Consider the following 23,143-nt stretch of genomic DNA (forward strand, 5'->3'; position numbering starts at 1 on the left):
CGGTTGTCACCGGCGGTCCGTTTTGCTAGAGGACGGTGTCACTCAGCGCGGTGCGAACCTCGGCCACGGCGCGTTCGGCCGCGCGTACCGCTCCTTCGAGGTAGCTCTCGAACTCGGGCGCGGTCTCGGTGCCGGCCCAGTGCAGCCGATCCACCGGGACGGTCGCGGCGTCGGTGTATCCCGTCAGCACCCCCGGTGCGCGCGTGCCGACACAACCGTTGATCCACGGTTCGTCGACCCAGGACTTCTCCACCACTTCAACGGGATTCGCCGCTTCGGGGCCGAACAGCGTGACCAGGTCGCGCACGAATGCCGCGTGGCGCGCCGCGGGATCGTTGAGTACCTCGTCGGTCCAGGTGAAGCCCGGACCTGCGCCTGCCGTGCCGACGAAGACCAGCAAGACGCCCACACTGCCGTCCGCCGGGGAGTTGTCGACCACGAAATGCGCGATCGGCAGGTCGGTGAGGGCCGATCCGTTGAAGCCCTGCTTGCGCCAGAACGGCTTGTCGTAGACCGCGAACACCTTGGTTTCGGTGCCGTTGTGCCAGGCCCGCTGCAGGGCCGAGCGACGCACCGGCAGTTCGGGAGTGACACGAATCCGGCCCGCGTCGGCCGGGCTCATGGCCACGATGACGCGCCGACAGCGCACGTCCGCACGCGCCGACCGGACCAGCACCTCGTGGTCGAGCTGGTGAATCTCGGTGACGGGAGAGTCCAGCAGCACCCGGTCATCCAGCCGGTCGGCGAGCGTCGTGGACACCAGCTGCATGCCACCGACCACCCGGGAGTCCTGTGCACCGTCTCGGGTGTTGACCATGAAGCTGATTCCGCCCGAGGTGGCGATCTGGTGCAGCACCTTGAGCAGTGAGACCCGGTGCGGGTCTTCGGCATACATCATGGTGAAGCAGGTGGTGAACAGGTGTCGTGCCTCGTCGACGAGGCAGTTCGTGTCCAGCCAGTGGCCGAGCGTCGTACTGTCCCAGGCGCCGGCCTTCTTCGCCGTCCACGGTGTCTTGGCGGGCACCCGCTTGGCCATTCGTTCCAGCCGGAACTGGGCCTGCGCGAAGTCGAGCAGGGCGAGGGGGCCCAGCGGCGGGATGGTGCCCGTGTAGGTGCGACGCTTCCCGTGCTGCAGGTAGATGGTGTTTCCCGCGGTGTACGTCTGGAAGGTCGACAGTCCCAGCTCTTCGATCAGCGCGTACATCCGCGTGTGCAGGGCGCCGATCCATTGACCGCCACCATCGGTGACGGCGCCGTTGCCGACGTCGACATTGACGGTCCGGCCGCCCACCCGATCACCGGCTTCGAGTACCACTACCGAAAGTCCTTGTTGGGAAAGCCGATACGCCGCGGTGAGGCCGGACAGCCCGGCGCCTACGACGACCACGTCGACGTCACGGTCGACACTCTGTGGGTTGGTCATTTCTCGCTGCCTCCTGGCCGCCCGCTCGTAAAACCAAAACTCGATTCGATATTGAGTTTAGGTGTCGGCGATCGTCGCCGTCAAGGAAAAATCGATCCGAGATCGGTTTTGGGCCGGACGGCAACATCAGCCAACCCGGGCCCTGCGTGCCAAGCGAATTGCCGTCAGCGGCTACGGCGCGCGCTCATCGCCCGAGCTGAATTACAGCCAGTGGTTGTGGCGGAACGTCCGGTACAACGCCGTGCACACCAGCACCATCACCGTCAGCACGGCGAAATAGCCGTAATGCCAATGTAGTTCGGGCATGTTGTCGAAGTTCATGCCGTAGATGCCGGCGATCATCGTGGGCATCGCGGCGATGGCGACCCACGCCGAGATTTTGCGCATGTCCGCGTTCTGTTCCATCCCGACCTTGCCGAGCGCGGCCTGCACCAGTGAGCTCAGCATGTCGTCGAACCCGGTGATCTGATCGGCGGCCTGGCTGTTGTGGTCGTGGACGTCGCGGATGTAACGGCGGACTTCTTTGGAGATCAGGTCGTTGTGGTCGGACAGCAGTCGCTGCAGCGCCATCGTCAGCGGATTCACCGAGTGCCGCAGCTCGACCACTTCGCGCTTGAGCAGGTAGATGCTCTCGATGTCGGTCTGGGTGTGTGAGGAGAAGACGCTCTGTTCGATGGTGTCGATGTCGGTCTCGACCAGCGCGGTGACTTCGAGGTAGCTGTCCACCACATGGTCGGCGATGGCGTGCATCACCGCGTACGGCCCCAGCGTGAGGATGGTGGGCGACTCGTCGAGCCGGTGCCGCACACCGGCCAGTCCGCTGTGCTCGCCGTGCCGCACGGTGACGACGAAGTCGGGCCCGACGAACACCATGATCTCGCCGGTCTCGACGATCTCGCGGGCATTGGCCACGGACTCGTGTTCAACGTAGCTGACCGTCTTGAGCACCAGGAACAGGGTCTGGTCGTACCGTTCCAGCTTGGGCCGCTGATGGGCGCAGACCGCGTCTTCGACGGCCAGTTCGTGCAGCCCGAAGACATCGGCGACGGCCTGCATCTGGTGCTGGTCGGGCTCGTGGAGCCCGATCCACACGAAGGCCTCGGCGCCGGCCGCGCGCAGTTCGCGCACCTTGGCGACGGCGGCACCGTGGGTGTACTTGCCGGGCAGCCGCGCGCCCATGGAGTAGACGCCGCAGTCGACAGTGGCGCGGGCGACCGGAACGTGGATGGAGCTGGCATCGGGGCCGGCGTGCGTCTTTTTCGGGACGGGACGGAAGTTCGATGGTTGGAGCGCGCGGAACGAGGGCATGCGGCTGACCTCCCGTGGGGCGGACTTCTCGGATCTGTAGACCAGTCGCAAATGCTACGCGGAACCGGCGAGTAACAATTGAGTGAAGTAGCCTGACGCGGTGTCAGATAAGTCAGGTGCTGTGCGCACACCCCAGGTGGTCATCGAAGATGCGGAAATTTTCGCCGCCCACGAAGGGGGCAAGCTCTCCGTAGCCCTCAACGAGCCGCTGGATACCCAGCGTGCGTTGTCGATCGCCTACACCCCCGGCGTCGCGCAGGTCAGCCGTGCCATCGCGGCCGACGCGACCCTGGCCAAGAAGTACACCTGGGCCAATCGCCTGGTCGCGGTCGTCAGCGACGGTAGTGCCGTGCTGGGCCTCGGCGATATCGGTCCGGCGGCCTCGCTGCCGGTCATGGAGGGCAAGAGCGCCCTGTTCAAGACCTTCGGCGGTCTCGACTCCATCCCGATCGTGCTGGACACCAAGGACCCCGACGAGATCGTCGAGACCCTGATCCGGCTGCGTCCGACGTTCGGCGCCGTCAACCTGGAGGACATCTCCGCGCCGCGATGTTTCGAGATCGAGCGCCGCGTCATCGAGGCGCTGGACTGCCCCGTCATGCATGACGACCAGCACGGCACCGCCATCGTGGTCCTCGCCGCGCTGCTGGGCGCCACCAAGGTGCTCGAGCGCGACATGCACAACCTCAAGGTCGTGGTCTCCGGCGCCGGTGCGGCCGGTGTGGCCTGCACCAACATCATGCTGGCCAGCGGCATTCGCGACATCATCGTCCTCGACAGCAAGGGTGTCGTGCACTCCGGTCGTAACGACCTGAACTCCTTCAAGGCCGAACTCGCCGGCCGCACCAACCCCCGTGGCGTCACCGGTGGCATCGCCGAGGCGCTCGACGGCGCCGACGTCTTCCTCGGTGTCTCGGCCGGCCTGGTGCCCGAGGAATTCATCGCCGAGATGGCGCCGAACAGCATCGTGTTCGCCCTGTCCAACCCGGACCCGGAGATCCACCCGGATGTCGCGCGCAAGTACGCCGCGGTGGTGGCGACCGGTCGCAGCGACTTCCCGAACCAGATCAACAACGTGCTGGCGTTCCCGGGCGTGTTCCGCGGCGCCCTGGACGCCGGTGCCCGCCGGATCACCGAGGCCATGAAAGTGGCTGCCGCAGAAGCCATCTTCTCGGTTGTCGGTGACGATCTGTCGGTCGACTACATCGTGCCCAGCGCGCTCGACCCGCGCGTGGGGCCGGCCGTGGCGGCCGCGGTGGCGGCTGCCTCGCAAGCCTGAACACCATGAGCCGCCGGGTCGCGGCGGGCGGTGTGGCGCTGGCCGCACTGCTCACCGCGGCGACGGCGGGCTGCAGCAGCGGGCAGTCCGTGCCGGGGCCTCCGGCGTTGACCGTCGGCGCGGCGCCGACCGCCGAGTCGAAACTGCTCGCGCATCTGTACTCGGCGGCGCTGGGGTACTTCGGTATCCCGACCCGGGTGCACCTGGTCCCGGATCCTGTTGCGGCACTTGACTCCGCCGATGTGACGGTGGCGCCCGGGCTGACCGGTGAACTGCTCACCAGATTCGTCCCGCATGCCACGGCACGGGCCGACGAGCAGGTGTACCGGTCGATGATCTCGGCGCTGCCCGAAGGTGTCGCCGCCGCCGACTACACGGCGTCGGCACAGGACAAGCCGGCCGTCGCGGTCACCGCGGCGACCGCGGACCGCTGGGGCAAGCGGGATGTCGCGGCGCTGCCGGGGCACTGCGGCGGATTGTCCGTCGGGGTGGTGACGGGCGACGCGCATCCGGCTCGGGTGGGGGACTGCGTCCTGCCCGCTGCTCGTGAATTCAAGGACAGCGCAAGCCTTTTCGCCGCGTTGCAGGCGGGTGCGGTGACGGTGGCCTGGACCTCGACGGCGGCGCCCGCGGTACCGTCCGGGGTGACGGTGCTGACCGACCGGACGTCGCTGATCCGCGCCGAGAACGTGGTGCCCTTGTACCGGCGCAATGTCCTGGCCGAGCAACAGGTGTTGGCGCTCAACGGCATTGCCGGCGAACTGGACACCGCGACGCTGACCGACATGATCGGTCAGGTCGACAAGGGTGCCGATCCGGCAGCCGTGGCGGGTGCGTGGCTGGCCCAGCACCCGCTGGACCACTAGCCGCGCGGGCAATCCGCGGTCAGGGGTTCACATGCCCTCGCGCTGCTCACCAGTAGTGGGTGACCCTGGTGCGAAGTGCGTGGTTTCAATCACGGGGGAGCAGTAGCCGTCCTGATTGAAGCCACGCACCGTTCCGCGCCGCGAAACGTCCCTGGCTTCAACAACAACTCGCGGATCGTCGTCCCGGTTGCACTCAGGGACTTATCGCCGCGCCGCTGTTGGTGAACAAGTCCACTCCGTGTCTCGGCGCCCGAGGGCAGGAGTCGAACGACTGGGCCCGGGAGTCAACCGAGCTTCGGCAGCACCCGTCCGGCGATGGCCGCGAAGAGGCCCTGGTAGGCGCCCGACCCGGTGATGCGGACGATCACGTCGACGATCTTGGCGTCGGGCCCGACCAGCACCCGGGCGTGGCCCTTGCGGACCGACTCGAGAATGATCTGTGCGGCGCGTTCGGGCGTGGTCAGGGCCGCCCTGTCGAAGAGCTTGTTCAGGCCCGCGGAGTCGATGTCGGACGCCGCGGTCGAGTTGCGCACGATGTTCGTCTTGATGCCGCCGGGGTGCACCGTGGTGACCTTCACCGGATGCCCGGCGAGCTTCATCTCCTGGCGCAGCGCCTCGGTGAAGCCGCGGACGGCGAATTTGGCTGCGTTGTAAGCGGATTGGCTGGGCACCGCGAACAGGCCGAAGATGCTCGAGACGTTGACGACGTGCCCGTCACCCGAGGCGATCAGGTGCGGCAGAAAGACCTTGGTGCCGTTCACGACGCCCCAGAAGTCGACGTCCATGACCCGTTCGATGTCCTTGAACTGGCTGACCTCGAGATCACCGGTGAAGGCGATGCCGGCGTTGTTGTAGATCTGGTTGACCTTGCCGAAGTGCTTGACCACCTCGTCGGCGTAGAGCTCGAAGGCCTCCCGCTCGGCGACGTTGAGCCGGTCGGCTTTCACCGGCGCGCCGATGGCCTTGACCTGTTCCTCGGTCTTGGCCAGGCCCTCGGTGTCGATGTCACTGATCGCCAGCGACGCACCCGAGCGCGCCAGCTCGATGGCCAGCGCCTGACCGATACCCGACCCGGCTCCGGTGATCACACAGACCTTGCCGGCGAATCCCTCCATGACCGCTCCTTTGCGTTGGGTGGTGGGTGTCAGTGCGAGCGCGACGGCATCACGCGGGACGTGACGCGGGAGAACAGATCCTGGTATGCGCCCGAGCCGGTGGCCCGGATGATGAGGTCCAGCAGCTTGGCGTCCGGTCCGACGAGCACGCGGGCGTGGCCCTTGCGGACGGCCTCCAGGATGATCTTGGCGGCGCGTTCGGGCGTGGTCTTGGCCAGCTTCGCGTCGAAGGTCTTGGCCAGTTCCTTCGGGTCGATGCCTTCGACCGCGGTGGAGTTGCGCGCAATGCCGGTCTTCACGCCACCGGGGTGCACGGTGGTGACCTTGACGGGGTGGCCGGCGAGCTTCATCTCCTGGCGCAGCGCCTCGGTGAAGCCGCGGACGGCGAACTTGGAGGCGTTGTAGGCGGCCTGGCCGGGGACGGCGAACAGGCCGAAGACGCTCGAGACGTTGACGACGTGCCCGTCGCCGGAGGCGATGAGGTGCGGCAGGAATTCCTTGGTGCCGTTGACGACGCCCCAGAAGTTGACGTCCATGACCCGTTCGATGTCCTTGAACTGGCTGACCTCGATGTCGCCGGTGAAGGCGATGCCGGCGTTGTTGTAGATCTGGTTGACCTTGCCGAAGTGCTCGGCGACGGCGTCGGCGTAGAGGGCGAAGGCCTCGCGCTCGGTGACGTTGAGGCGGTCGGCTTTGACGGGGGCGCCGATGGCCTTGATCCGCTCCTCGGTCTCGGCGAGGCCCTCCGTGTTGACGTCACTGATCGCCAGCTTGGCGCCCGAGCGGGCGAGCTCGATGGCGAGGGCCTGACCGATACCCGATCCGGCTCCGGTGACGACACAGACTTTCCCGGCGAAGCCCGACATGTTCACTCCCTTGTGGTCGATGCGCGTGCTGCTAGCGACAGTAGCCGGTACCGCCGGTGTCGGATAGCACCGGGTGGCGCTGCGAGAGCTGCGGTACCAAACGGTACCAAACCGCCCTCAACCTGTGAATCATGCTAGGAAATGGCCGGTGCGGGCCCATTTTCATCGACGCACGCCGCCCCTGCCGCGACGCTCGCTGCATTGCTTCTCTTCTTCGACCCGACGGCAGGGAGTTGATTCCGATGACAGCATCGTGGGGCCTGACCGGACCGCAGTTTCTGGGCGTCTATCTCGTCACGTATCTGCTTGCGCTGGCGTTGATGTACGGCTTCCGGGCCGTGTTGACGCGCTCGGGAACTGCGGAAACCGATGCCCCGAATCCGCGACCGCTACTGGACCCTTATGAGACTGCATATCTGGCCGGCGGGCCGGGCCGTACCGTCAGCACGGCGATCGCGAACCTGGCCTTGAGCGACCGGCTTCTGGTTTCCCGCGGCGGCACGCTCACCGTCGCCGCCGGCGCCACGCTGATCGACGACGTGGACGCTGCCGTCGCCGACGGCGTGTCCGCCACGCACCGCCGGAAGACGGCGATGAAGCGGCTGCGCAAGCATCCCCGGATCGTGGCGATCGGTGAGCGGTTGCGTGCCCGGGGCCTGCTTCTCGACAGCGGGTCGACCACCATCCTGCGGGCGTGTGCGCTGCTGCCGTGCGCGGTGTGGGTCGTCGGTGTGCTCCGGTTGATCAACGGCATCGAGCTGCACCACAAGGTCCTTCTGCTGTTCGTTTTCCTGGTGGCAACCGGTCTGTCGACACTCGTCCTGGTGCGCGCGTTCCTTGCCGATGCGGCACACCGCCCGTCCGCCGAAGGGCAACTCGCCCTGCAGGGCATGCGCAACCGGTATGAGTCCGGGGTGGCCCTGACCGAACCTGCGGCCGAGACCGGACGCACCGATGCGGCCCGTCAGGCACAGGTGGTCGGCGTCGCGCTGCTCGGGTTCGTCGCGCTGACCGACGACGATCTGCGTACCTCGTTGCTCGGCAGCGTCGGTGTCGCGGGCGGCGGCGGTTGCGGCAGCGGCAGCAGCTGCGGCGGTGGCGGTGGGGGATGCGGCGGCGGTGGCTGTGGCGGCTGCGGCGGGTGCGGCGGATGACCACCGGAGCTCCCGGGCCTGCCGTCGGTATCGGCTGGCGGCCCGAGATCGACCTCACCATCGAGCGACTGCCCGGTGTCGAGTTCATGGAGGTGATCGCCGAAGGCATCCGGCCCGGCGCCCTGCCGGCTTCGCTGGAGGCGGTCCGTAGTCGCGGAATTCCCGTTGTGCCACATGGAATTTCGCTCTCGTTGGGCGGTGCGGAGCGGCCCGACCCCGCCCGGCTCGAGCACCTCGGCGCGTGTGCGGCGGCCCTGGGTGCCCCGTTGGTGAGCGAGCACATCGCCTTCGTGCGCGCCGGAAACCGCGAGGCCGGGCATCTCCTGCCGGTGCCGCGTAGCCGTGCCGCGCTCGACGTCGTCGTGGCCAATGTCCGGATCGCTCAGGACGCGTTGGCCGTCCCGCTGGCCCTCGAACACGTGGCCTCCGTCGTGTCCTGGCCCGACGACGAGTTCACCGAAGCGCAGTTCCTGTGCGAGATCATCGAGCGCACGGGCGCGCTCCTGCTGCTGGACGTGGCCAACCTGTACACGTCCGCCGTCAACTTCGGTGCTGATCCGATCGCTGCGCTCGACACGTTGCCGTTGGATCGGATCGCCTATGTGCACGTCGCCGGGGGAGCCTTGCGCGACGGCATCTGGCACGACACCCACACCGCCGACGTCGCCGAGCCGATCCTGGATCTGCTCGCCGAGCTCGCGAGCCGAACCGTGCTGCCCGCCGTCATGCTGGAACGCGACGGCGCCTACCCGGCGCCCAGCGTGCTGGCTCGGGAGTTGGCCGCCATCAGGTCGGCTGTCGGACGAGTCGGCGATGACGTGGTGCGGCCCTGGGCCGCGGGACCACAGCGGCGACCCGGTCGAGTGGGGGCCGAGCCGTCGGACCTCACCCGGAGGGCGCTGGCCGATGCCGAGGACACGCTGCTGCAGGCACTGCTGGGGCTGTCCGGCCCGCCGGCGGGATTCGATGCCGACCGTGTTGCGGTGGCCGGCGCTGCATTGGCCCACAAGCGAGCCCATACTCAGCCGAAAATGAGCTTGGGTGCGAAATTCCGGCGGAAGTTCGCACCCAAGCTCAGGTTCGACGCTACGGGGCGAACGCCTCGTCGATGATCGCCTGCTGCTCGATGGCGTGCACCTTCGAGCTGCCCGACGACGGCGCGCTCATGGCCCGGCGGGAGATGCGCTTGATGCCGGTCAGCTTCTCGGGCAGCAATTCGGGCAGGCTCAGGCCGAAGGTCGGCCAGGCGCCCTGGTTGGCCGGCTCTTCCTGCACCCAGAAGTACTGCTGCACGTTCGGGTACTGGTCCAGCGTGGCGTTGAGCCGGCGCTTGGGCAGCGGGTACAGCTGCTCGATGCGCACGATCGCGATGTCATCGCGCTTGTCCTTGGCTTTGCGCGCCACCAGCTCGTAGTACAGCTTGCCGCTGGTGAGCAGCACCCGGGTGACCTTCGACCGGTCGCCGACGCCGTCTTCGTAGGTCGGCTCCTCGAGCACCGAGCGGAACTTGATCTCGGTGAAGTCCTTGATGTCGCTGACCGCGGCCTTGTTGCGCAGCATGGACTTCGGGGTGAAGACGATCAGCGGGCGGTGGATGCCGTCGAGACCGTGCCGGCGCAGCAGGTGGAAGTAGTTGGCCGGGGTCGACGGCATGGCGACCGTCATCGAACCTTCGGCGCACACCTGCAGGAACCGCTCGATGCGGCCCGACGTGTGGTCCGGGCCCTGGCCTTCGTGGCCGTGCGGCAGCAGCAGCACGACGTCGGACAGCTGGCCCCACTTGGCCTCGCCGGAGCTGATGAACTCGTCGATGATCGACTGCGCGCCGTTGACGAAGTCACCGAACTGGGCTTCCCACAACACCATGGCGTCGGGGTTGCCCACCGAGTAGCCGTACTCGAAGCCCACCGCGGCGAACTCCGACAGCGCCGAGTTGTAGATCAGCAGCTTGCCGCCGGTCGGGGTGCCGTCGGTGTTGGTGGCCAGCAGTTGCAGCGGGGTGAACTCCTCGCCGGTGACGCGGTCGATGAGCACCGCGTGCCGCTGCGTGAAGGTGCCGCGCTGCGTGTCCTGTCCGGAGAACCGGATCAGCCGGCCCTCGGCGACCATCGAGCCCAGGGCGAGCAGCTCGGCGAACGCCCAGTCGATCTTGCCCTCGTAGGCCATCTCGCGGCGCTTCTCCAGCACCGGCTTGACGCGCGGGTGGACGTTGAAGCCCTCTGGCACCGCCAGGTGCGCGTCGCCGATGCGGGCCAGCAGCGACTTGTCGACCGCCGTCAGCAGGCGCTGCGGGATGGTCTGGTCGGTTTCCACCGACTCGCTGGGCGCGAGCTCGTGCTTCTCGAGCTCGCGGACCTCGTTGAAGACCCGCTCCAGCTGGCCCTGGTAGTCGCGCAGGGCGTCTTCGGCCTCTTTCATGGAGATGTCACCACGGCCGATGAGGGCTTCGGTGTAGGTCTTGCGGACGCCACGCTTGGTGTCGATGACGTCGTACATGTACGGCTGGGTCATCGACGGGTCGTCGCCCTCGTTGTGACCGCGGCGGCGGTAGCACAGCATGTCGATGACGACGTCCTTCTTGAACGCCTCACGGAAGTCGACGGCGAGGCGGGCCACCCAGGCGCAGGCCTCGGGGTCGTCGCCGTTGACGTGGAAGATCGGCGCGCCGATCATCTTCGCCACGTCGGTGCAGTACTCGCTGGAGCGCGAATCCGTTGGCGCCGTGGTGAATCCGATTTGGTTGTTCACGATGATGTGGACGGTGCCGCCGGTGCGGTAGCCCTTGAGCAGCGCCAGGTTGAGGGTCTCGGCGACCACACCCTGGCCGGCGAACGCGGCGTCGCCGTGCAGCATCATCGGCATGATCGAGAAGCGGCCATGGGCGTCGCTGTCGTCGTGCTCGTCGCCGACGAGCAGGTCCTGCTTGGCACGGACCAGGCCCTCCAGAACCGGGTCGACGGCCTCGAGGTGGCTGGGGTTGGCGACCAGCGACACGTCGATCTCGTTGTCGCCGAACATCTGCAGGTAGTGGCCGGTGGCGCCGAGGTGGTACTTGACGTCGCCGGAGCCGTGCGCCAGCGCCGGGTTCAGGTTGCCCTCGAATTCGCTGAAGATCTTCGAGTACGGCTTGCCGACGATGTTGGCCAGCACGTTGAGGCGGCCGCGGTGCGGCATGCCGATGACCACTTCGTCGAGGTTGTGTTCGGCCGCCTGGTCGATGGCGGCGTCCATCATCGGGATGACGGCCTCCGCGCCTTCCAGCGAGAAGCGTTTCTGCCCAACGTATTTGGTGTGCAGGAAGGTCTCGAAGGCCTCGGCGGCGTTGAGCTTGGACAGGATGTACTTCTGCTCGCCGACCGTGGGCTTGTCGTGCTTGACCTCGACGCGCTCCTGCAGCCACTTCTGCTGCTCGGGTTCGAGGATGTGGGTGTACTCGACACCGACGTGGCGGCAGTAGGCGTCGCGCAGCACCGACAGCACGTCGCGCAGCTTCATGAACTGCTTGCCGGCGAAGCCGTCGACCTTGAACTCGCGGTCCAGGTCCCACAGCGTCAGGCCGTGGGTGTTGACGTCGAGGTCGGGGTGGCTGCGGAAGCGGGTCTTGTCCAGCCGCAGCGGGTCGATGTCGGCCATCAGGTGACCGCGGTTGCGGTAGGCCGCGATCAGCTCGATGATGCGGGCGTTCTTGTGGGCGATCGAGTCCGGGTTGTCGATGCGCCAGCGCACCGGCTCGTAGGGGATGCCCAGCTCGCGGAAGATCTCGTCGTAGAAGTCGTCGTCGAGCAGCAGGTGGTGCACGGTGCGCAGGAAGTCACCGGACTCGGCGCCCTGGATGATGCGGTGGTCGTAGGTCGACGTCAGGGTGATGAGCTTGCCGACGCCGAGCTCGGCGATGCGCTCTTCGCTCGCGCCCTGGAACTCGGCCGGGTACTCCATGGCGCCGGCGCCGATGATGGCGCCCTGGCCGCGCATCAGGCGTGGCACCGAGTGCACGGTGCCGATGGTGCCCGGGTTGGTCAGCGAGATGGTGACGCCGCTGAAGTCCTCGGCGGTCAGCTTGCCGTCGCGGGCGCGCCGGACGATGTCTTCGTACGCGGCGATGAACTGGCCGAATTGCATTGTCTCGCAACGCTTGATGGCCGCGACGACGAGCTGGCGCGAACCGTCCTTGTTCTGCAGGTCGATGGCCAGACCGAGGTTGGTGTGCGCCGGTGTGACGGCCGTCGGCTTGCCGTCGACCTCGGCGAAGTACCGGTTCATGTTCGGGAACTGCTTGACGGCCTGGACGATCGCGTAGCCCAGCAGGTGGGTGAAGCTGATCTTGCCGCCGCGGGTGCGCTTGAGGTGGTTGTTGATGACGACGCGGTTGTCGATCATCAGCTTCGCGGGGATGGCGCGGACACTCGTGGCGGTCGGCACGTCCAGCGACGCGTTCATGTTCTTGACGACGGCGGCCGCGGCACCGCGCAGCGTCTGCGTCTCGGCGTCCTCTGCGGGCGCGGGTCCGGCGGCGGCCTTGGCGGGGGCAGCCTTGGCAGGGGCGGCCTTGGCAGGCGCGGCAGCCGGAGCGGCAGGGGCCGCGGCGGGAGCCGGCGCGGCCGCCGGAGCCGCGGGTGCGGCGGCGGGCGCGGGGGTTGCCACGGTTACGGAATCCGTTGTGTCCGTGATGGGTTCGGGGTTGTAGTCACGAAGGAAGTCGTGCCAACTCGGGTCCACCGAGGACGGGTCCTCACGGAATTTGCGATACATCTCTTCGACCAGCCACTCGTTCTGACCGAATGGTGAAGGTGATGTGCTCACGGCCGCTATTCGCCTCGTTTCCTTCTGTCCGACGAGCGCCGGACCTCAGCCCGGCGTACCCGCCCTCTGTTGTGTTGGCGGTCGCCCGCCCCCGTGCCGCCTAAGGCTAACCCGTCGGCCGATTCCGCGGACGGCGGAAGCCCACCTATTGGTGGATCAATCTGCGGAGGGTTTGCTATCCCGCGCCTCGGGCAGCACGAGCAGCGTCTGGCGCCACCGTGCGGGGGCGGGCCCGAACGCCGCGCGGGCGTTCTCGATGATCTTCTTGCTCATCAACCGGTTGCCGACGCCGCCGATCACCGCGCCGACGCCCACCGGCAGCAGCTTGCCGAAGGCGATGGCGCCGCGCTTGAGTGTGTACTTCTTCACGAAGAACTTCAGCAGCCGCGAATTCAATTGCGAGACAGCCGGTAGCGGTACGGTCGCCGCGCCGTCGGCCAGCCACGCGCCGCTGGTGCGGCCGGTGCCGAGCAAGTCTCCGATGGCGTGCTTGCCTTCATCGCCGACGAGAACGGCGAGTACCAGCGCGCGACGACGCTCCCGCTCGGTGACCGGGATGCCGTGCACTTCGGCCACCGCAAGGGCGAACACCGCGGTCGCTTCGAGGAACACCACGGTCTCGCCGGCGACCGCCGACATCGCGACGAGCGTGCCGATGCCGGGGAAGGCCGCGGCCGATCCGACGGCGGCACCGCTGGCCATGGTCGCGGCCATGTAGTGCTTCTCGAGCTTGGTGATGATCTCGGCCGGGGTGGCACCGGGGTTGTGCTCCCGTAGCCGGTTCACGTAGGCGGCCACAGCCGGCGCCTGCACCCGGGCCCCGCCCTCGAGGATGTGCGAGAGCGCCTTGGCGGCAGCGCCAGGGTTCTCGGCGTGGGCGTCATGCTTCACAGGCAACTGCCCCTTCATGCTGGAGCGAGCACTCATCGGCCGGCCTCTCCATCTCCGTACACAGGAATTCAGGCTAACGCGTGGTCAACGATCGGCGCGCCATCTGAGTGCCCGGCACCAGCTGAGCCGGCGATCACATCTGAATGCTGCCGATTTGCCGGGAAGAAAAAACCGGTATGCATTGCTAACCATATTCATGGCAGCATCGCCCCTTGTGGATCTGACAGCGGTAGGCGACGCGACCGAGAGTGGCGTGCCCGCCGAGGCCCCGGAGGTACGTCCGGCGCCCAGCCGTACCCGGATGATCGTGGTGCTGGGCCTGTTGGTCGCACTCGGCCCGCTGACCATCGACATGTACCTGCCGGCGCTGCCCCGCATCGCCTCTGAGCTGGGTTTGTCGTCGTCGGTCGCGCAGCTGACGCTGACCGGGACGCTGGGCGGCCTGGCCCTCGGCCAGCTGATCGTCGGTCCGCTGTCGGACGCGCTGGGCCGTCGGCGGCCGCTGGTCGCCGGCATCCTGCTGCACATGGCGGCCTCGCTGCTGTGCCTGTTCGCGCCGAACATCGAGGTGCTGGGCATCGCCCGCGCACTGCAGGGTGTAGGTGCCGCCGCGGCATCTGTGGTGGCCGTCGCTGTCGTGAGTGACCTGTTCGAAGAGTCGGTCGCGGCCGTCGTGATGTCGCGGTTGATCCTGGTCCTGGGCGTGGCGCCGGTGCTGGCGCCGTCGCTGGGCGCGGCCGTGCTGCTGCGCGGTTCGTGGCACTGGGTGTTCGCCGCGCTCGCCGTGCTGGGCGGCGCGATCCTGGCGGTGGCGGTGCTGGCCCTGCCCGAGACCCTCGCCGTCGCCGACCGGCGCCCGCTGCAACTGCGCGCCATCCTGCGGACGTACGTCGAGGTGCTGAGCGATATCCGTTTCGTGGTGCTGGTCCTCGTCGGTGCCCTGGGCATGTCGGGCCTATTCGCGTACATCGCGGGTGCCGCCTTCGTGCTGCAGGGCCGCTACGGCCTGGATCAGCAGACCTTCGCCCTGGTGTTCGCGGCCGGTGCCATCGCGCTGATCGGTTCCACGCAGTTCAACGTCGTGCTACTGCGCCGGTTCGAGCCGCAGAAGATCGCTGTGGTCGCCCTGATCGCCGCGTCGGTGTTCGGCCTCGTGTTCGTCGCGCTGGCCGTACTGCATGTGGGCGGGCTGGCCGGTTTCCTGATCCCGGTGTGGGCGATGCTGGCCGCGATGGGGCTCGTGATTCCGAACACACCTGCCGTCGCGCTGGCTCGTCACCCGGATGCCGCCGGCACCGCTGCGGCCGCGCTGGGTGCTGCCCAGTTCGGGCTCGGCGCGGCAGTGGCGCCGCTCGTCGGCGCGCTGGGCAACGGTGAGTTGGCGCTCGCGGGCGTGATGACGACGGGCGTCGTGGTCGCCCTGTTCGCGCTGCTGGCCGTCGGCGACAAGGGCGAATCGGGACACGAACGCCACCGCCATTAGGTCTGTGGTCGCGGCGCCGAACTGCTGACTTGTTCGGATCCGCGACTGTCCGTAGCGTCGAAGTCGAGACCGGCACATCGGCCGGCCACCAGACTTGATACCGACTGCATGCATACGTTGATTTCCGCCGGAGTTCGTCGGTGAGTGCTGCGCAAGTGAGTCGGCCGTGGCATGCCCTCTGGGCCATGATGTTCGGCTTCTTCATGATCCTGGTCGATTCCACGATCGTTGCCGTCGCCAACGTCGTCATCATGCAGAAGCTCGGCACCGACTACGACGGTGTCATCTGGGTGACCAGCGCCTACCTGCTGGCGTATGCGGTACCGCTGCTCGTCGCGGGCCGGCTCGGTGACCGCTTCGGGCCGCGCAATTTGTACCTGACGGGCCTGGCGGTGTTCACGCTGGCGTCGTTGTGGTGCGGTTTGTCCGGCAGCATCGGGATGCTGATCGCCGCACGCGTCGTGCAGGGTCTGGGCGCGGCGCTGTTGACGCCGCAGACCCTGTCCACGATCACGCGAATCTTCCCGCCCGAACGCCGGGGCGCGGCCATGAGCGTGTGGGGTGCCACGGCCGGGGTGGCGACGCTGGTCGGCCCGCTGGCCGGTGGCGTCCTGGTCGACCACCTCGGCTGGCAGTGGATCTTCTTCGTCAACGTGCCGATCGGCATCGTCGGCCTGGCGCTGGCCTGGGTGCTGGTCCCGCAGTTGCCGACCGAACGGCACCGCTTCGACATCCTCGGCGTGGTGCTGTCGGGCGTCGGCATGTTCGGCATCGTGTTCGGCCTGCAGGAGGGGCAGACGCACGACTGGGCCTGGTGGATCTGGCTGGTGATCCTTGCCGGTCTGGGCTTCATGGCCGCCTTCGTGTACTGGCAGTCGGTCAACCCGGACGAGCCGCTGATCCCGCTCACGGTGTTCCACGACAACGACTTCTGCCTGTCCAACGTGGCCGTGGCCACCATCGGCTTCTGCGTCACCGCGATGATCCTGCCGGTGATGTTCCATGCTCAGGCCGTCCTCGGCCTGAGCGCGACGGAGTCGGCTCTGCTCACCGCGCCCATGGCGGTGGTGTCCGGGATGCTGGCGCCGCTCGTGGGCAAGCTCATCGACCGCTACCCGCCGCAGCCGATCGTCGGATCGGGCTTTTCGGCGCTGGCGATCGGGCTGACGTGGCTGTCGTTCGGGCTGACCCCCGATACCCCGCTGTGGCAGCTGGTGCTGCCGTTCATCGCCATGGGCATCGGCATGGCGTTCATCTGGTCGCCCTTGGCGGCCACCGCCACCCGCAACCTGCCGCCGCGGCTGGCCGGCGCCGGATCCGGCGTCTACAACGCGACGCGGCAGGTCGGTTCGGTACTCGGCAGCGCCGGCATGGCTGCCTACATGACGTCCCGGATCAGCGCCGAGATGCCGACCGGCGGACGGCCCGTCGCCGGCGAAGGCACACCGGTGACCCTGCCGCCGTTCCTGCACGAACCGTTCGCCACCGCGATGTCGCAGTCGCTGCTGCTGCCGGCGTTCGTCGCGTTGTTCGGTGTCGTCGCCGCGCTGTTCCTGCGGGGTCAGACGACGGCGGCGCCGCTGGTGCGACCCCGGACCTCCGTGCCGGAACCGCCCGAGCCCAACTACTTTCCCGATGACGACGACTACGTCGAATACACCGTCGACCGCACCGAGTTCGACGCCGTGGACGATTCCGACCCGTGGGACTGGTACGACGTGCCCGCCGAACCCGACGAGGACTACGCGCCTTACGAGTCCGAAGACGCCGACGAGCCGCGCACCTCACCTATCGCGATGCGCGTCGACCACTGGCACAGCCCGCGTCGGCCGGAGGTCATGAAAGCTGAGGCGCCTTCGGCACCGCGCCGGGGGCGGCATTACCGCGAAGACGACGAGGCCGACGACCCAGGCGTCTACGGTTTGCATTCGATGTAGTGCCGCACGGGGTGGCACCGGCTCGCGAACGTAACCGCAGGGCGATTCTCGGCCATCATTTGCGCCGTGGCGTTACCGTCGCGGCCGGCAGTGCTCAGTAGACGCGGCTGCCCTGCGCAGACAGCACGAAACCGTGGGTCTTCCGGTCCTGGCCCCAGGCCTCGCCGGGATTCTGGATTTCACAGGTGAGGGCGCCGTCGCCCGCCGTCGCGCACACTTCGTCGTTCTCGTCGACCGAGCCTTTGGCACCGGGGACGACGATCTTCTGGCCGGGGGCCAGCTCCCGGTAACTGGCCGGGTCGACGGGCACGCCACCGTTTTGCGTTTCCTTCTGCTTCACATCGGCCTGGCCGAAACTCGCCACGCTGCCGGCCGCGACTTCCACCTGGGTCACGTCCGCGGGTACGCCCGGCAGCGTCCCCCAGCACGTGATGCTGGAGTAGTACTGCCACGAGTTCGGTCCGTCGTACAGCTCGCAGTGCACGCCGCCGGCGGTCTTGAACCGGTACGACGACCAGCCGTAGTGCTTGGGCCCGGCGTAGTCGCAGAGGTGCACCGCGGCGTAGCCGTCGAACCCGGTGATGACCGCGGGCGCGCGGCTCGGATCGGTGGTGCCGCAGGCTGGGGCGGCGTGGCCGTCGGGTGCTGAGGTGATCGCGAGCAGGGGCAGTCCGAGAGCAACAACCACGGCGAATCGGCGCACCATATTGACGCTACCGGAGCCTCTGGGACCGGATCAGCGGAACAGCACCGCGGGGTTGAGGTACCCGGTCGGGTCGAACGCCGCCTTCACCGTGCGCATGGCCGCGACGTCGGCGTCGGTGCGCGACATGGTCAGGTAGTCGCGCTTGCGGGTGCCGACGCCGTGTTCGGAGCTGACGTTGCCGCCGCAGTCGGCGATCAGGTTCATCATCGCGGTGTAGAGGGCTCGTTCGGTTTCGCCGGAGACGTTGCAGCGCACCAGGTTCAGATGCAGGTTGCCCTCGCCGATATGGCCGAACAGTACGGGGATGGCCTCGGGCGCGTGCGCTTCGGTGACCGCCACCGCCGCACGGGCGAACCGTGCGACCGAGGAAAGTGGCAGCGACACATCGAATTTCAGTGGTGGGCCATACCAGCCCAGCACCTCGCCGATGGATTCGCGAACCTGCCACAGCCGCTGGCTTGCGCCGGCATCGACGCCCACCGCGGGATCACCCGTCAGTTCGGCATCGCTCAACACGTCGGCCAGCAGGTCGGTTTGGTCTGCCTCGCCGGCCATTTCGACCAGCAGCTGCCAGGCGCCGCCGACGGCGGCGTGCACACCGAGGTGCTCCGCGGTCAGGGCGCTGGCGCGTGCGTCGACCAGTTCCAGTGCCGCGATGCCGTCGGTGTCCCGGAGCCGTCGCCCGGTGGTGATCAGGGCGTCGAGGTCGTCGAACCCGGCCACCGCGGTCACCCGATGGGGCGGGACGGGGTGCAGCCGTAGGTCGAGGCCGGTGATGACCCCGAGCGTGCCTTCGGCGCCGACGAACAACGAGGTCAGGTCGTAACCGGTGTTGTCGCTGCGCACCTGGCTGTGCCGCCGCACCAGCGTGCCGTCGGGCAACGCCACCTCGAGGCCCAGAATCTGTTCGCGCATGTTGCCGTAGCGCACGGTCCGCAGGCCGCCGGCATTGGTCGACGCCATACCGCCGACGGTGGCCGAATCGCGGGACGCGAGGTCGACGCCGAACACCAGGCCTGCGGCGGTCGCGGCGCGCTGCACCGCGGCGCAGGTCGCTCCGGCGCCGACCCGGATGCGACGTTCCTCGGTGTCGACAGCTCCGACCGCCGACAACCGTTCGGTGGAGAGCAGGATGTCGTCGTGCTCGGGAACGGTGCCGGCCACGAGTGACGTCCGCCCGCCCTGCACCGTGACGCAGGCGCCCGCATCGCGGCACGCACGCAGCACTGCGGCAACTTCGTCCTCGCTGCCGGGGCGGACCAGCGCCTGGGCGTGGCCTCGGTAGCGCCCGGTGTGGTCGACGACGCGTCCGGCGAGCACGTCGGGATCGGTCGTGACGTACCCGGTGCCGACGATCGATGCCAGCTGATCCAAGAGCGTCATGGCCGCGACACCGGCCGTCGACGGGCGATCTGGTCGGCGGCGTATGCGACAGCAGGTGGCGGGACGAGCGGCGCGGGGATGCCGATGCGGCCGGTCTTGGTCTGGAGGGTCACCATCGCGGCGGAGGGCCGGATCGCGATGACCGAACCCCAGTCGAGCGTCACCGTGCCGGTCGGGGTGGCCAGCATGAACCCCTGGTCGTTGAACCCGGAGGCCCACTGCGCGCCGGGAAACATGTTGTGGCCCAAGGCTCGATAGCTGCGGAACCAGGTCATCGCCGTGATGAGCCCGAAGAACACCAGCAGCAGGACGACCGCGATGCCAATGGCCGCCGGTATGGACCCGGCGCCGGCTGAGACTAAACCGATGCCGACGACGATGATCAACCACAGCTGCCACCGGGTCAGGGCTCGCTGGGTGGAGAGCCACGTGAAGCGCCGGCGATCGGACGGTCCCGCGGTCCAGACGTGGTGAACGGGCGGCACCGGTATGCCCGGCTGCGGCATGGTCATGCGGTCACCGACAGGAACGCGCCGAGTTCGATCATCCCGTCCGGCGTCGACGGCAGGTAGTCGGTCAAGAGCGCCGAGCGCACCACGTACGCAGCGTATTTGGCGCGGCTGATCGCCACGTTGAGCCGGTTGCGGTTCAGCAGAAAGCCCATGCCGCGGGGTACCTCGGCGATGGACGACGCCGTCATCGAGACGAACACCACGGGGGCCTGCCGCCCCTGGAATTTGTCGACGGTACCCACTTGGACGTCACCGTAGCCCGCCGCGTCTATCCGCTCGCGCAGCAGCACCACCTGCGCGTTGTACGGCGCCACGATCAGAACATCTTCGGGGCCAAGGGTTTTCGTGCCATCCTCGTCGGTCCACTGCCTGCCCACGAGTCCGCCGATGGCGGTGATGATCGCCTCGGCCTCCTCCGGGCTGTCGGTCGCATTGCCCTCGTGCTCGACGGTCATCAGGTGCACGCCGGGTTCGATACCGGCCAATCGCCGTGCGCCGCTGACACTTTCGGCCGCCAACAACCGGTTGTCGTAGGACAGTGCCGACACCGGGGCGCATACCGCCGGGTGCATCCGGTACGACACGTCGAGGAAATAGCCGCGTTCGGAGGGCAGGGTGTGGCGGCCCTCGACCAGCCAGCTCAGCGCCGACTCGTCGACCGGCTCGGGGTGTGTGCCCTGGCTGACCTGCGGCAGCTGCTGCGGGTCGCCGAGCAGCAGCAGATTGCTCGCCGCGGGTGCGACGGCGATGGTGTTGGCCAGGCTGAACTGGCCGGCCTCCTCGATGACGAGCAGATCCAGGCTGCCGCGCGGAACCCGGCCGTCGTTGGCGAAATCCCAAGCGGTCCCGCCGATCACGCAGCCGTTGTTGTCCTCGATGAAGCGCGCGTACTGGTTGTCCGGCACGTCGCTGAACGGTGCGCCCTCGGGGGCACGCTTCTTGCCGACGACCCGGCCGTCCACCCCGGCCTTGACCACGCTGCTCAGCACGTTCTCCACGACGGCGTGCGCCTGCGCCACGACGCCGATGCGCCAGTGGTCGAGGTTGACCAGGTCGGCGATGACCTTCGAGGCGGTGTAGGTCTTTCCGGTCCCCGGCGGGCCGTGCACCGCAAGGTACGACGAGTCCAAGTCCCGCAGGGCGGCGACGATATCGCGCGCTGCGTCGCCGGTGCGGGGGAGCGGGCCGGTGGACCGGGTGCGCGGGGCGGACCGCAGCAGGATGTCGAGCGGCGCATTGGGCGGCAGCGACGGCAACCCGGCGGCGAGCTCGGCGGCCGTCGTCTCGATCGAGGTCCGCAGCGGTTTGGTGTTCGGCGGCGGACCCGGCGTCAGGGCGAAGGGCAGTTGGCCGAACTCGTCGCCGTCCTTGCCGGTGCGGTGCACGATCAGCACCTCGGTGCCGTCCTCGTTGCAGTCCACCACCGTGGCGGTACCGGCGGCGCGGACGTCGGGATCGTCGGAAAGTCCTGCCGGAGAAGGGGGCTCGTAGAGTGCGAACACCTCGGCGCCGGGCCGGAGCGAGCCGGCGGCGATCTCGCCGCGCAGCAACACCTGGCGCTGCGGCTTGCGGGCCTTGGGCGGGATGTTCCAGTCGACGGCGACGTGCGGGGTTGCCGTGGACACGAAAACGTCTGTGCAGTCGGCCCATTCGTCCACCGGGTTGTTGAGCCGGTCGAAATGCTCCCACCAGAACGGCTTTTCCTCGCGCTGGTGGTATCCGCGGGCGGCCGCGATCATGGCGACGGCCTGCTGCTTGTCCGAGCGAGCCGTGGTGCCGTCGCCCGCGTACTTCGCCAGCGCACGCTGAGTGGCGTCGTCGGCCGGCGCGGCCGCCTCCGGTTGCGCGGGGCCACCGACTGCCGGGCCGCGCGGCGCGATGCCCGCGGCCCATGCCACGCCGAGCAGCCACTCGCGCAGCCGCAACGTGGAGCGGCAGTCGTAGTGGTTGTAGTCCTCGATCTCCTTGAGGACGGTCGCGGCTTCCTCGTGTTCGCCGGCCGCCTCGAGTTCGGTGTAGCGCGCGTACTGCGTGATGGAGTCGGTGGCCTTGGTGACCTCACCGACACGCAGCTCACCGCCCATGTACAGCGGCTCCAGGTACTTGATGCTGTAGCTCTCGGTCCCGACGCGAATACTCTTGCGCACCAACGGCAGCAGGTCGACCAGCACACCGCTGCGCAGCAACTCGTCCACCTCGGCCTCGCCGACGCCGTAGCGCCCGGACAGCCGCAGCAGCGTGCTCTTCTCGTAGGCCGCGTAGTGGTAGATGTGCATGTTCGGGTACCGCTTGCGTTGCTTGCGTACCAGCGCCAGGAAATCGATGAGCGCCTGCCGTTCACTGGTCCGGTCGTGCGCCCACAACGGGTGGAACTGTCCCGTCGCGGTCAGGGTGCCCCACAGGTATTCCAGGCCCCAGTCCCGGCCGTTCTCGGTCCACAGCGGGTCGCCTTCGTAGTCGAAGAACAGGTCGCCGCGGTCGGGTTCGGGCAGCGCGGTGAGTGGCTGTGGGTCGATGACCTCGAACTGCGGCTTGTCGTCGATCGGCGGCGCGACCTGCAGCCGCGCCTGCCCGACGAGATTGGCCACGATGCGCGACGAGAGCCCCGGCACCGCGCCGCTGTGCTCGGCCAGCTGGTGCATGGTGGTGATGCCGGCGTCGAGCAGCCGGGCCCGCTGGCTCACCCGCATCCCGGCCACCAGCAGCAGGTCGTCCCGCTCGCGGACTTGGACTTCGCAGTCCTCGCACTGGTGGCAGGCCCGCAGCGTGGGCGTCTCCCAGGACACCGGTGTTCCACCGGTGCGGTGCTCGTCGAGCAGCCGCTGCAGCGCCGCGCGCCGCGGCAGGTAAACGGGAAGCAGCTCGGCCACCGGATAACTGGCGATGGTGCCGTCGCCGAGCACCAGGTCCACCTCGGGGGCCACCGGCACGCCGGCCTGTGTCAGCGCGTCGGCGTAGGCCGCCAACTGCAGCAGCGCCTCGACCTTCACCGACCGGGCCAGTTTCGTGTCCCGCAGCCGGTAGCGGCCGTCCTCCAGGATCAGGAAGTCGGCGAATCCCAGGAAACGGCCGTCGAACATCGCGGCCTGATAGATCACCGGTGCCCGGCGGTCGACGGCAGCGCGGGTGGCTTCGGCCGCGGCCAGCAGCCCGGCGACGGTGTACGGCCGCGGCCGGCCGATCATCGTGACGTTGTCGCCGGACGTCTCCCGCAGCTGTTCCAGATGCCGCTGCTCATGCGCGTCGCCCAGTTCGGCGGTGCGGGCCAGCAGGTCGTCGTCCACGACGGCCTTCGGTCCCCAGCCCAGCAGCCCGTCGAACCGGCGCAGCAGCGCGTACTCGCAGCGCGCCGCGGCCGCGAGATCCGATGCGCTGTAGATGACGGGCGCAGCGTGATCGGTCGGACTGAGGAACACGTCG

At 68.2% G+C, this 23,143-nt stretch carries 16 protein-coding genes; 6 read left to right on the plus strand and 10 right to left on the minus strand.

Annotation, left to right across the window (positions count from 1 at the left end):
• Positions 1–25 precede the first annotated feature (25 nt).
• Both ACJH6I_RS14170 and corA read right to left on the minus strand, forming a co-directional pair.
• Entirely contained in the window at positions 26–1,423 is a 1,398-nt protein-coding gene (locus ACJH6I_RS14170) for an NAD(P)/FAD-dependent oxidoreductase (RefSeq protein ID WP_346416936.1), read from the minus strand.
• Between the two features lie 201 nt (positions 1,424–1,624).
• On the minus strand, positions 1,625–2,731 hold the full coding sequence (gene corA / locus ACJH6I_RS14175; protein ID WP_212812612.1) for a magnesium/cobalt transporter CorA: 1,107 nt from the start codon (positions 2,729–2,731) through the stop codon (positions 1,625–1,627).
• A gap of 136 nt (positions 2,732–2,867) precedes the next feature.
• On the opposite strand from corA, the gene ACJH6I_RS14180 reads away from it, so the two are divergent.
• The gene (locus ACJH6I_RS14180; RefSeq protein WP_318986610.1) at positions 2,868–4,010 is read left to right on the plus strand and encodes an NADP-dependent malic enzyme; all 1,143 of its coding nucleotides are present in this window, start codon (positions 2,868–2,870) and stop codon (positions 4,008–4,010) included.
• 5 nt (positions 4,011–4,015) lie between these two features.
• Positions 4,016–4,876, plus strand: a complete 861-nt coding sequence (locus tag ACJH6I_RS14185) for a glycine betaine ABC transporter substrate-binding protein (RefSeq protein WP_318986605.1) — start codon at positions 4,016–4,018, stop codon at positions 4,874–4,876.
• A 284-nt stretch (positions 4,877–5,160) separates the two neighbouring features.
• Here the strand turns inward: ACJH6I_RS14185 and ACJH6I_RS14190 are convergent, their stop codons facing one another.
• Together ACJH6I_RS14190 and ACJH6I_RS14195 are read right to left on the minus strand one after the other, a co-directional pair.
• The gene (locus ACJH6I_RS14190) at positions 5,161–5,991 is read right to left on the minus strand and encodes an SDR family NAD(P)-dependent oxidoreductase (RefSeq protein ID WP_318986604.1); all 831 of its coding nucleotides are present in this window, start codon (positions 5,989–5,991) and stop codon (positions 5,161–5,163) included.
• Between the two features lie 29 nt (positions 5,992–6,020).
• On the minus strand, positions 6,021–6,857 hold the full coding sequence (locus tag ACJH6I_RS14195; RefSeq protein ID WP_318986603.1) for an SDR family NAD(P)-dependent oxidoreductase: 837 nt from the start codon (positions 6,855–6,857) through the stop codon (positions 6,021–6,023).
• 242 nt (positions 6,858–7,099) lie between these two features.
• On the opposite strand from ACJH6I_RS14195, the gene ACJH6I_RS14200 reads away from it, so the two are divergent.
• Both ACJH6I_RS14200 and ACJH6I_RS14205 read left to right on the plus strand, forming a co-directional pair.
• Positions 7,100–8,011: a TIGR04222 domain-containing membrane protein gene (locus ACJH6I_RS14200; RefSeq protein ID WP_318986602.1), complete on the plus strand. Its 912-nt coding sequence runs from the start codon at positions 7,100–7,102 to the stop codon at positions 8,009–8,011.
• Positions 8,008–9,123 (plus strand): DUF692 domain-containing protein, encoded by a 1,116-nt coding sequence (locus tag ACJH6I_RS14205; protein WP_318986601.1) that lies wholly within the window; start codon positions 8,008–8,010, stop codon positions 9,121–9,123. Before ACJH6I_RS14200 ends, ACJH6I_RS14205 begins: the two co-directional genes overlap by 4 nt.
• Here the strand turns inward: ACJH6I_RS14205 and ACJH6I_RS14210 are convergent.
• A complete protein-coding gene (locus ACJH6I_RS14210; protein ID WP_406784239.1) occupies positions 9,098–12,760 on the minus strand; it encodes a multifunctional oxoglutarate decarboxylase/oxoglutarate dehydrogenase thiamine pyrophosphate-binding subunit/dihydrolipoyllysine-residue succinyltransferase subunit in 3,663 nt (1,220 codons plus the stop codon). The genes ACJH6I_RS14205 and ACJH6I_RS14210 overlap by 26 nt on opposite strands.
• Positions 12,761–12,967: 207 nt before the next feature.
• Positions 12,968–13,738 carry a hypothetical protein gene (locus ACJH6I_RS14215; RefSeq protein ID WP_318986599.1) on the minus strand — a complete coding sequence of 257 codons (771 nt, stop codon included), beginning with the start codon at positions 13,736–13,738 and terminating at the stop codon, positions 12,968–12,970.
• A gap of 160 nt (positions 13,739–13,898) precedes the next feature.
• Between ACJH6I_RS14215 and ACJH6I_RS14220 the strand changes: the two genes are divergently transcribed.
• Both ACJH6I_RS14220 and ACJH6I_RS14225 read left to right on the plus strand, forming a co-directional pair.
• On the plus strand, positions 13,899–15,185 hold the full coding sequence (locus ACJH6I_RS14220) for a multidrug effflux MFS transporter (protein ID WP_406784232.1): 1,287 nt from the start codon (positions 13,899–13,901) through the stop codon (positions 15,183–15,185).
• A 185-nt stretch (positions 15,186–15,370) separates the two neighbouring features.
• Complete coding sequence (locus tag ACJH6I_RS14225; protein ID WP_318986609.1) at positions 15,371–17,122, plus strand: MFS transporter; 1,752 nt, start codon at positions 15,371–15,373, stop codon at positions 17,120–17,122.
• Positions 17,123–17,216: 94 nt separating this feature from the next.
• Here the strand turns inward: ACJH6I_RS14225 and ACJH6I_RS14230 are convergent, their stop codons facing one another.
• From ACJH6I_RS14230 to ACJH6I_RS14245, 4 genes are read right to left on the minus strand one after another with little or no spacing between them, the layout of a single operon-like run.
• Positions 17,217–17,825, minus strand: a complete 609-nt coding sequence (locus tag ACJH6I_RS14230) for a hypothetical protein (protein ID WP_212812604.1) — start codon at positions 17,823–17,825, stop codon at positions 17,217–17,219.
• Between the two features lie 33 nt (positions 17,826–17,858).
• Complete coding sequence (locus ACJH6I_RS14235) at positions 17,859–19,211, minus strand: FAD-binding oxidoreductase (RefSeq protein ID WP_318986598.1); 1,353 nt, start codon at positions 19,209–19,211, stop codon at positions 17,859–17,861.
• Complete coding sequence (locus tag ACJH6I_RS14240) at positions 19,208–19,723, minus strand: hypothetical protein (RefSeq protein WP_318986597.1); 516 nt, start codon at positions 19,721–19,723, stop codon at positions 19,208–19,210. Before ACJH6I_RS14240 ends, ACJH6I_RS14235 begins: the two co-directional genes overlap by 4 nt.
• The gene (locus ACJH6I_RS14245; protein ID WP_318986596.1) at positions 19,720–23,139 is read right to left on the minus strand and encodes a TM0106 family RecB-like putative nuclease; all 3,420 of its coding nucleotides are present in this window, start codon (positions 23,137–23,139) and stop codon (positions 19,720–19,722) included. The genes ACJH6I_RS14240 and ACJH6I_RS14245 overlap by 4 nt, the downstream gene beginning before the upstream one ends.
• Between the last annotated feature and the right edge of the window lie 4 nt (positions 23,140–23,143).

The organism is Mycobacterium sp. SMC-13, from assembly GCF_045311035.1.
Classification (GTDB): Bacteria; Actinomycetota; Actinomycetes; order Mycobacteriales; family Mycobacteriaceae; genus Mycobacterium.

What these genes read in the sequence shown, in the direction of transcription:
- ACJH6I_RS14170 (WP_346416936.1), bottom strand. Translation starts at nt 1,423, where the DNA reads ATGACCAACCCACAGAGTGTCGACCGTGACGTCGACGTGGTCGTCGTA.
- corA (WP_212812612.1), bottom strand. Translation starts at nt 2,731, where the DNA reads ATGCCCTCGTTCCGCGCGCTCCAACCATCGAACTTCCGTCCCGTCCCG.
- ACJH6I_RS14185 (WP_318986605.1), top strand. Translation starts at nt 4,016, where the DNA reads ATGAGCCGCCGGGTCGCGGCGGGCGGTGTGGCGCTGGCCGCACTGCTC.
- ACJH6I_RS14190 (WP_318986604.1), bottom strand. Translation starts at nt 5,991, where the DNA reads ATGGAGGGATTCGCCGGCAAGGTCTGTGTGATCACCGGAGCCGGGTCG.
- ACJH6I_RS14195 (WP_318986603.1), bottom strand. Translation starts at nt 6,857, where the DNA reads ATGTCGGGCTTCGCCGGGAAAGTCTGTGTCGTCACCGGAGCCGGATCG.
- ACJH6I_RS14200 (WP_318986602.1), top strand. Translation starts at nt 7,100, where the DNA reads ATGACAGCATCGTGGGGCCTGACCGGACCGCAGTTTCTGGGCGTCTAT.
- ACJH6I_RS14205 (WP_318986601.1), top strand. Translation starts at nt 8,008, where the DNA reads ATGACCACCGGAGCTCCCGGGCCTGCCGTCGGTATCGGCTGGCGGCCC.
- ACJH6I_RS14210 (WP_406784239.1), bottom strand. Translation starts at nt 12,760, where the DNA reads ATGTATCGCAAATTCCGTGAGGACCCGTCCTCGGTGGACCCGAGTTGG.
- ACJH6I_RS14215 (WP_318986599.1), bottom strand. Translation starts at nt 13,738, where the DNA reads ATGAGTGCTCGCTCCAGCATGAAGGGGCAGTTGCCTGTGAAGCATGAC.
- ACJH6I_RS14220 (WP_406784232.1), top strand. Translation starts at nt 13,899, where the DNA reads ATGGCAGCATCGCCCCTTGTGGATCTGACAGCGGTAGGCGACGCGACC.
- ACJH6I_RS14225 (WP_318986609.1), top strand. Translation starts at nt 15,371, where the DNA reads ATGATGTTCGGCTTCTTCATGATCCTGGTCGATTCCACGATCGTTGCC.
- ACJH6I_RS14235 (WP_318986598.1), bottom strand. Translation starts at nt 19,211, where the DNA reads ATGACGCTCTTGGATCAGCTGGCATCGATCGTCGGCACCGGGTACGTC.
- ACJH6I_RS14240 (WP_318986597.1), bottom strand. Translation starts at nt 19,723, where the DNA reads ATGACCATGCCGCAGCCGGGCATACCGGTGCCGCCCGTTCACCACGTC.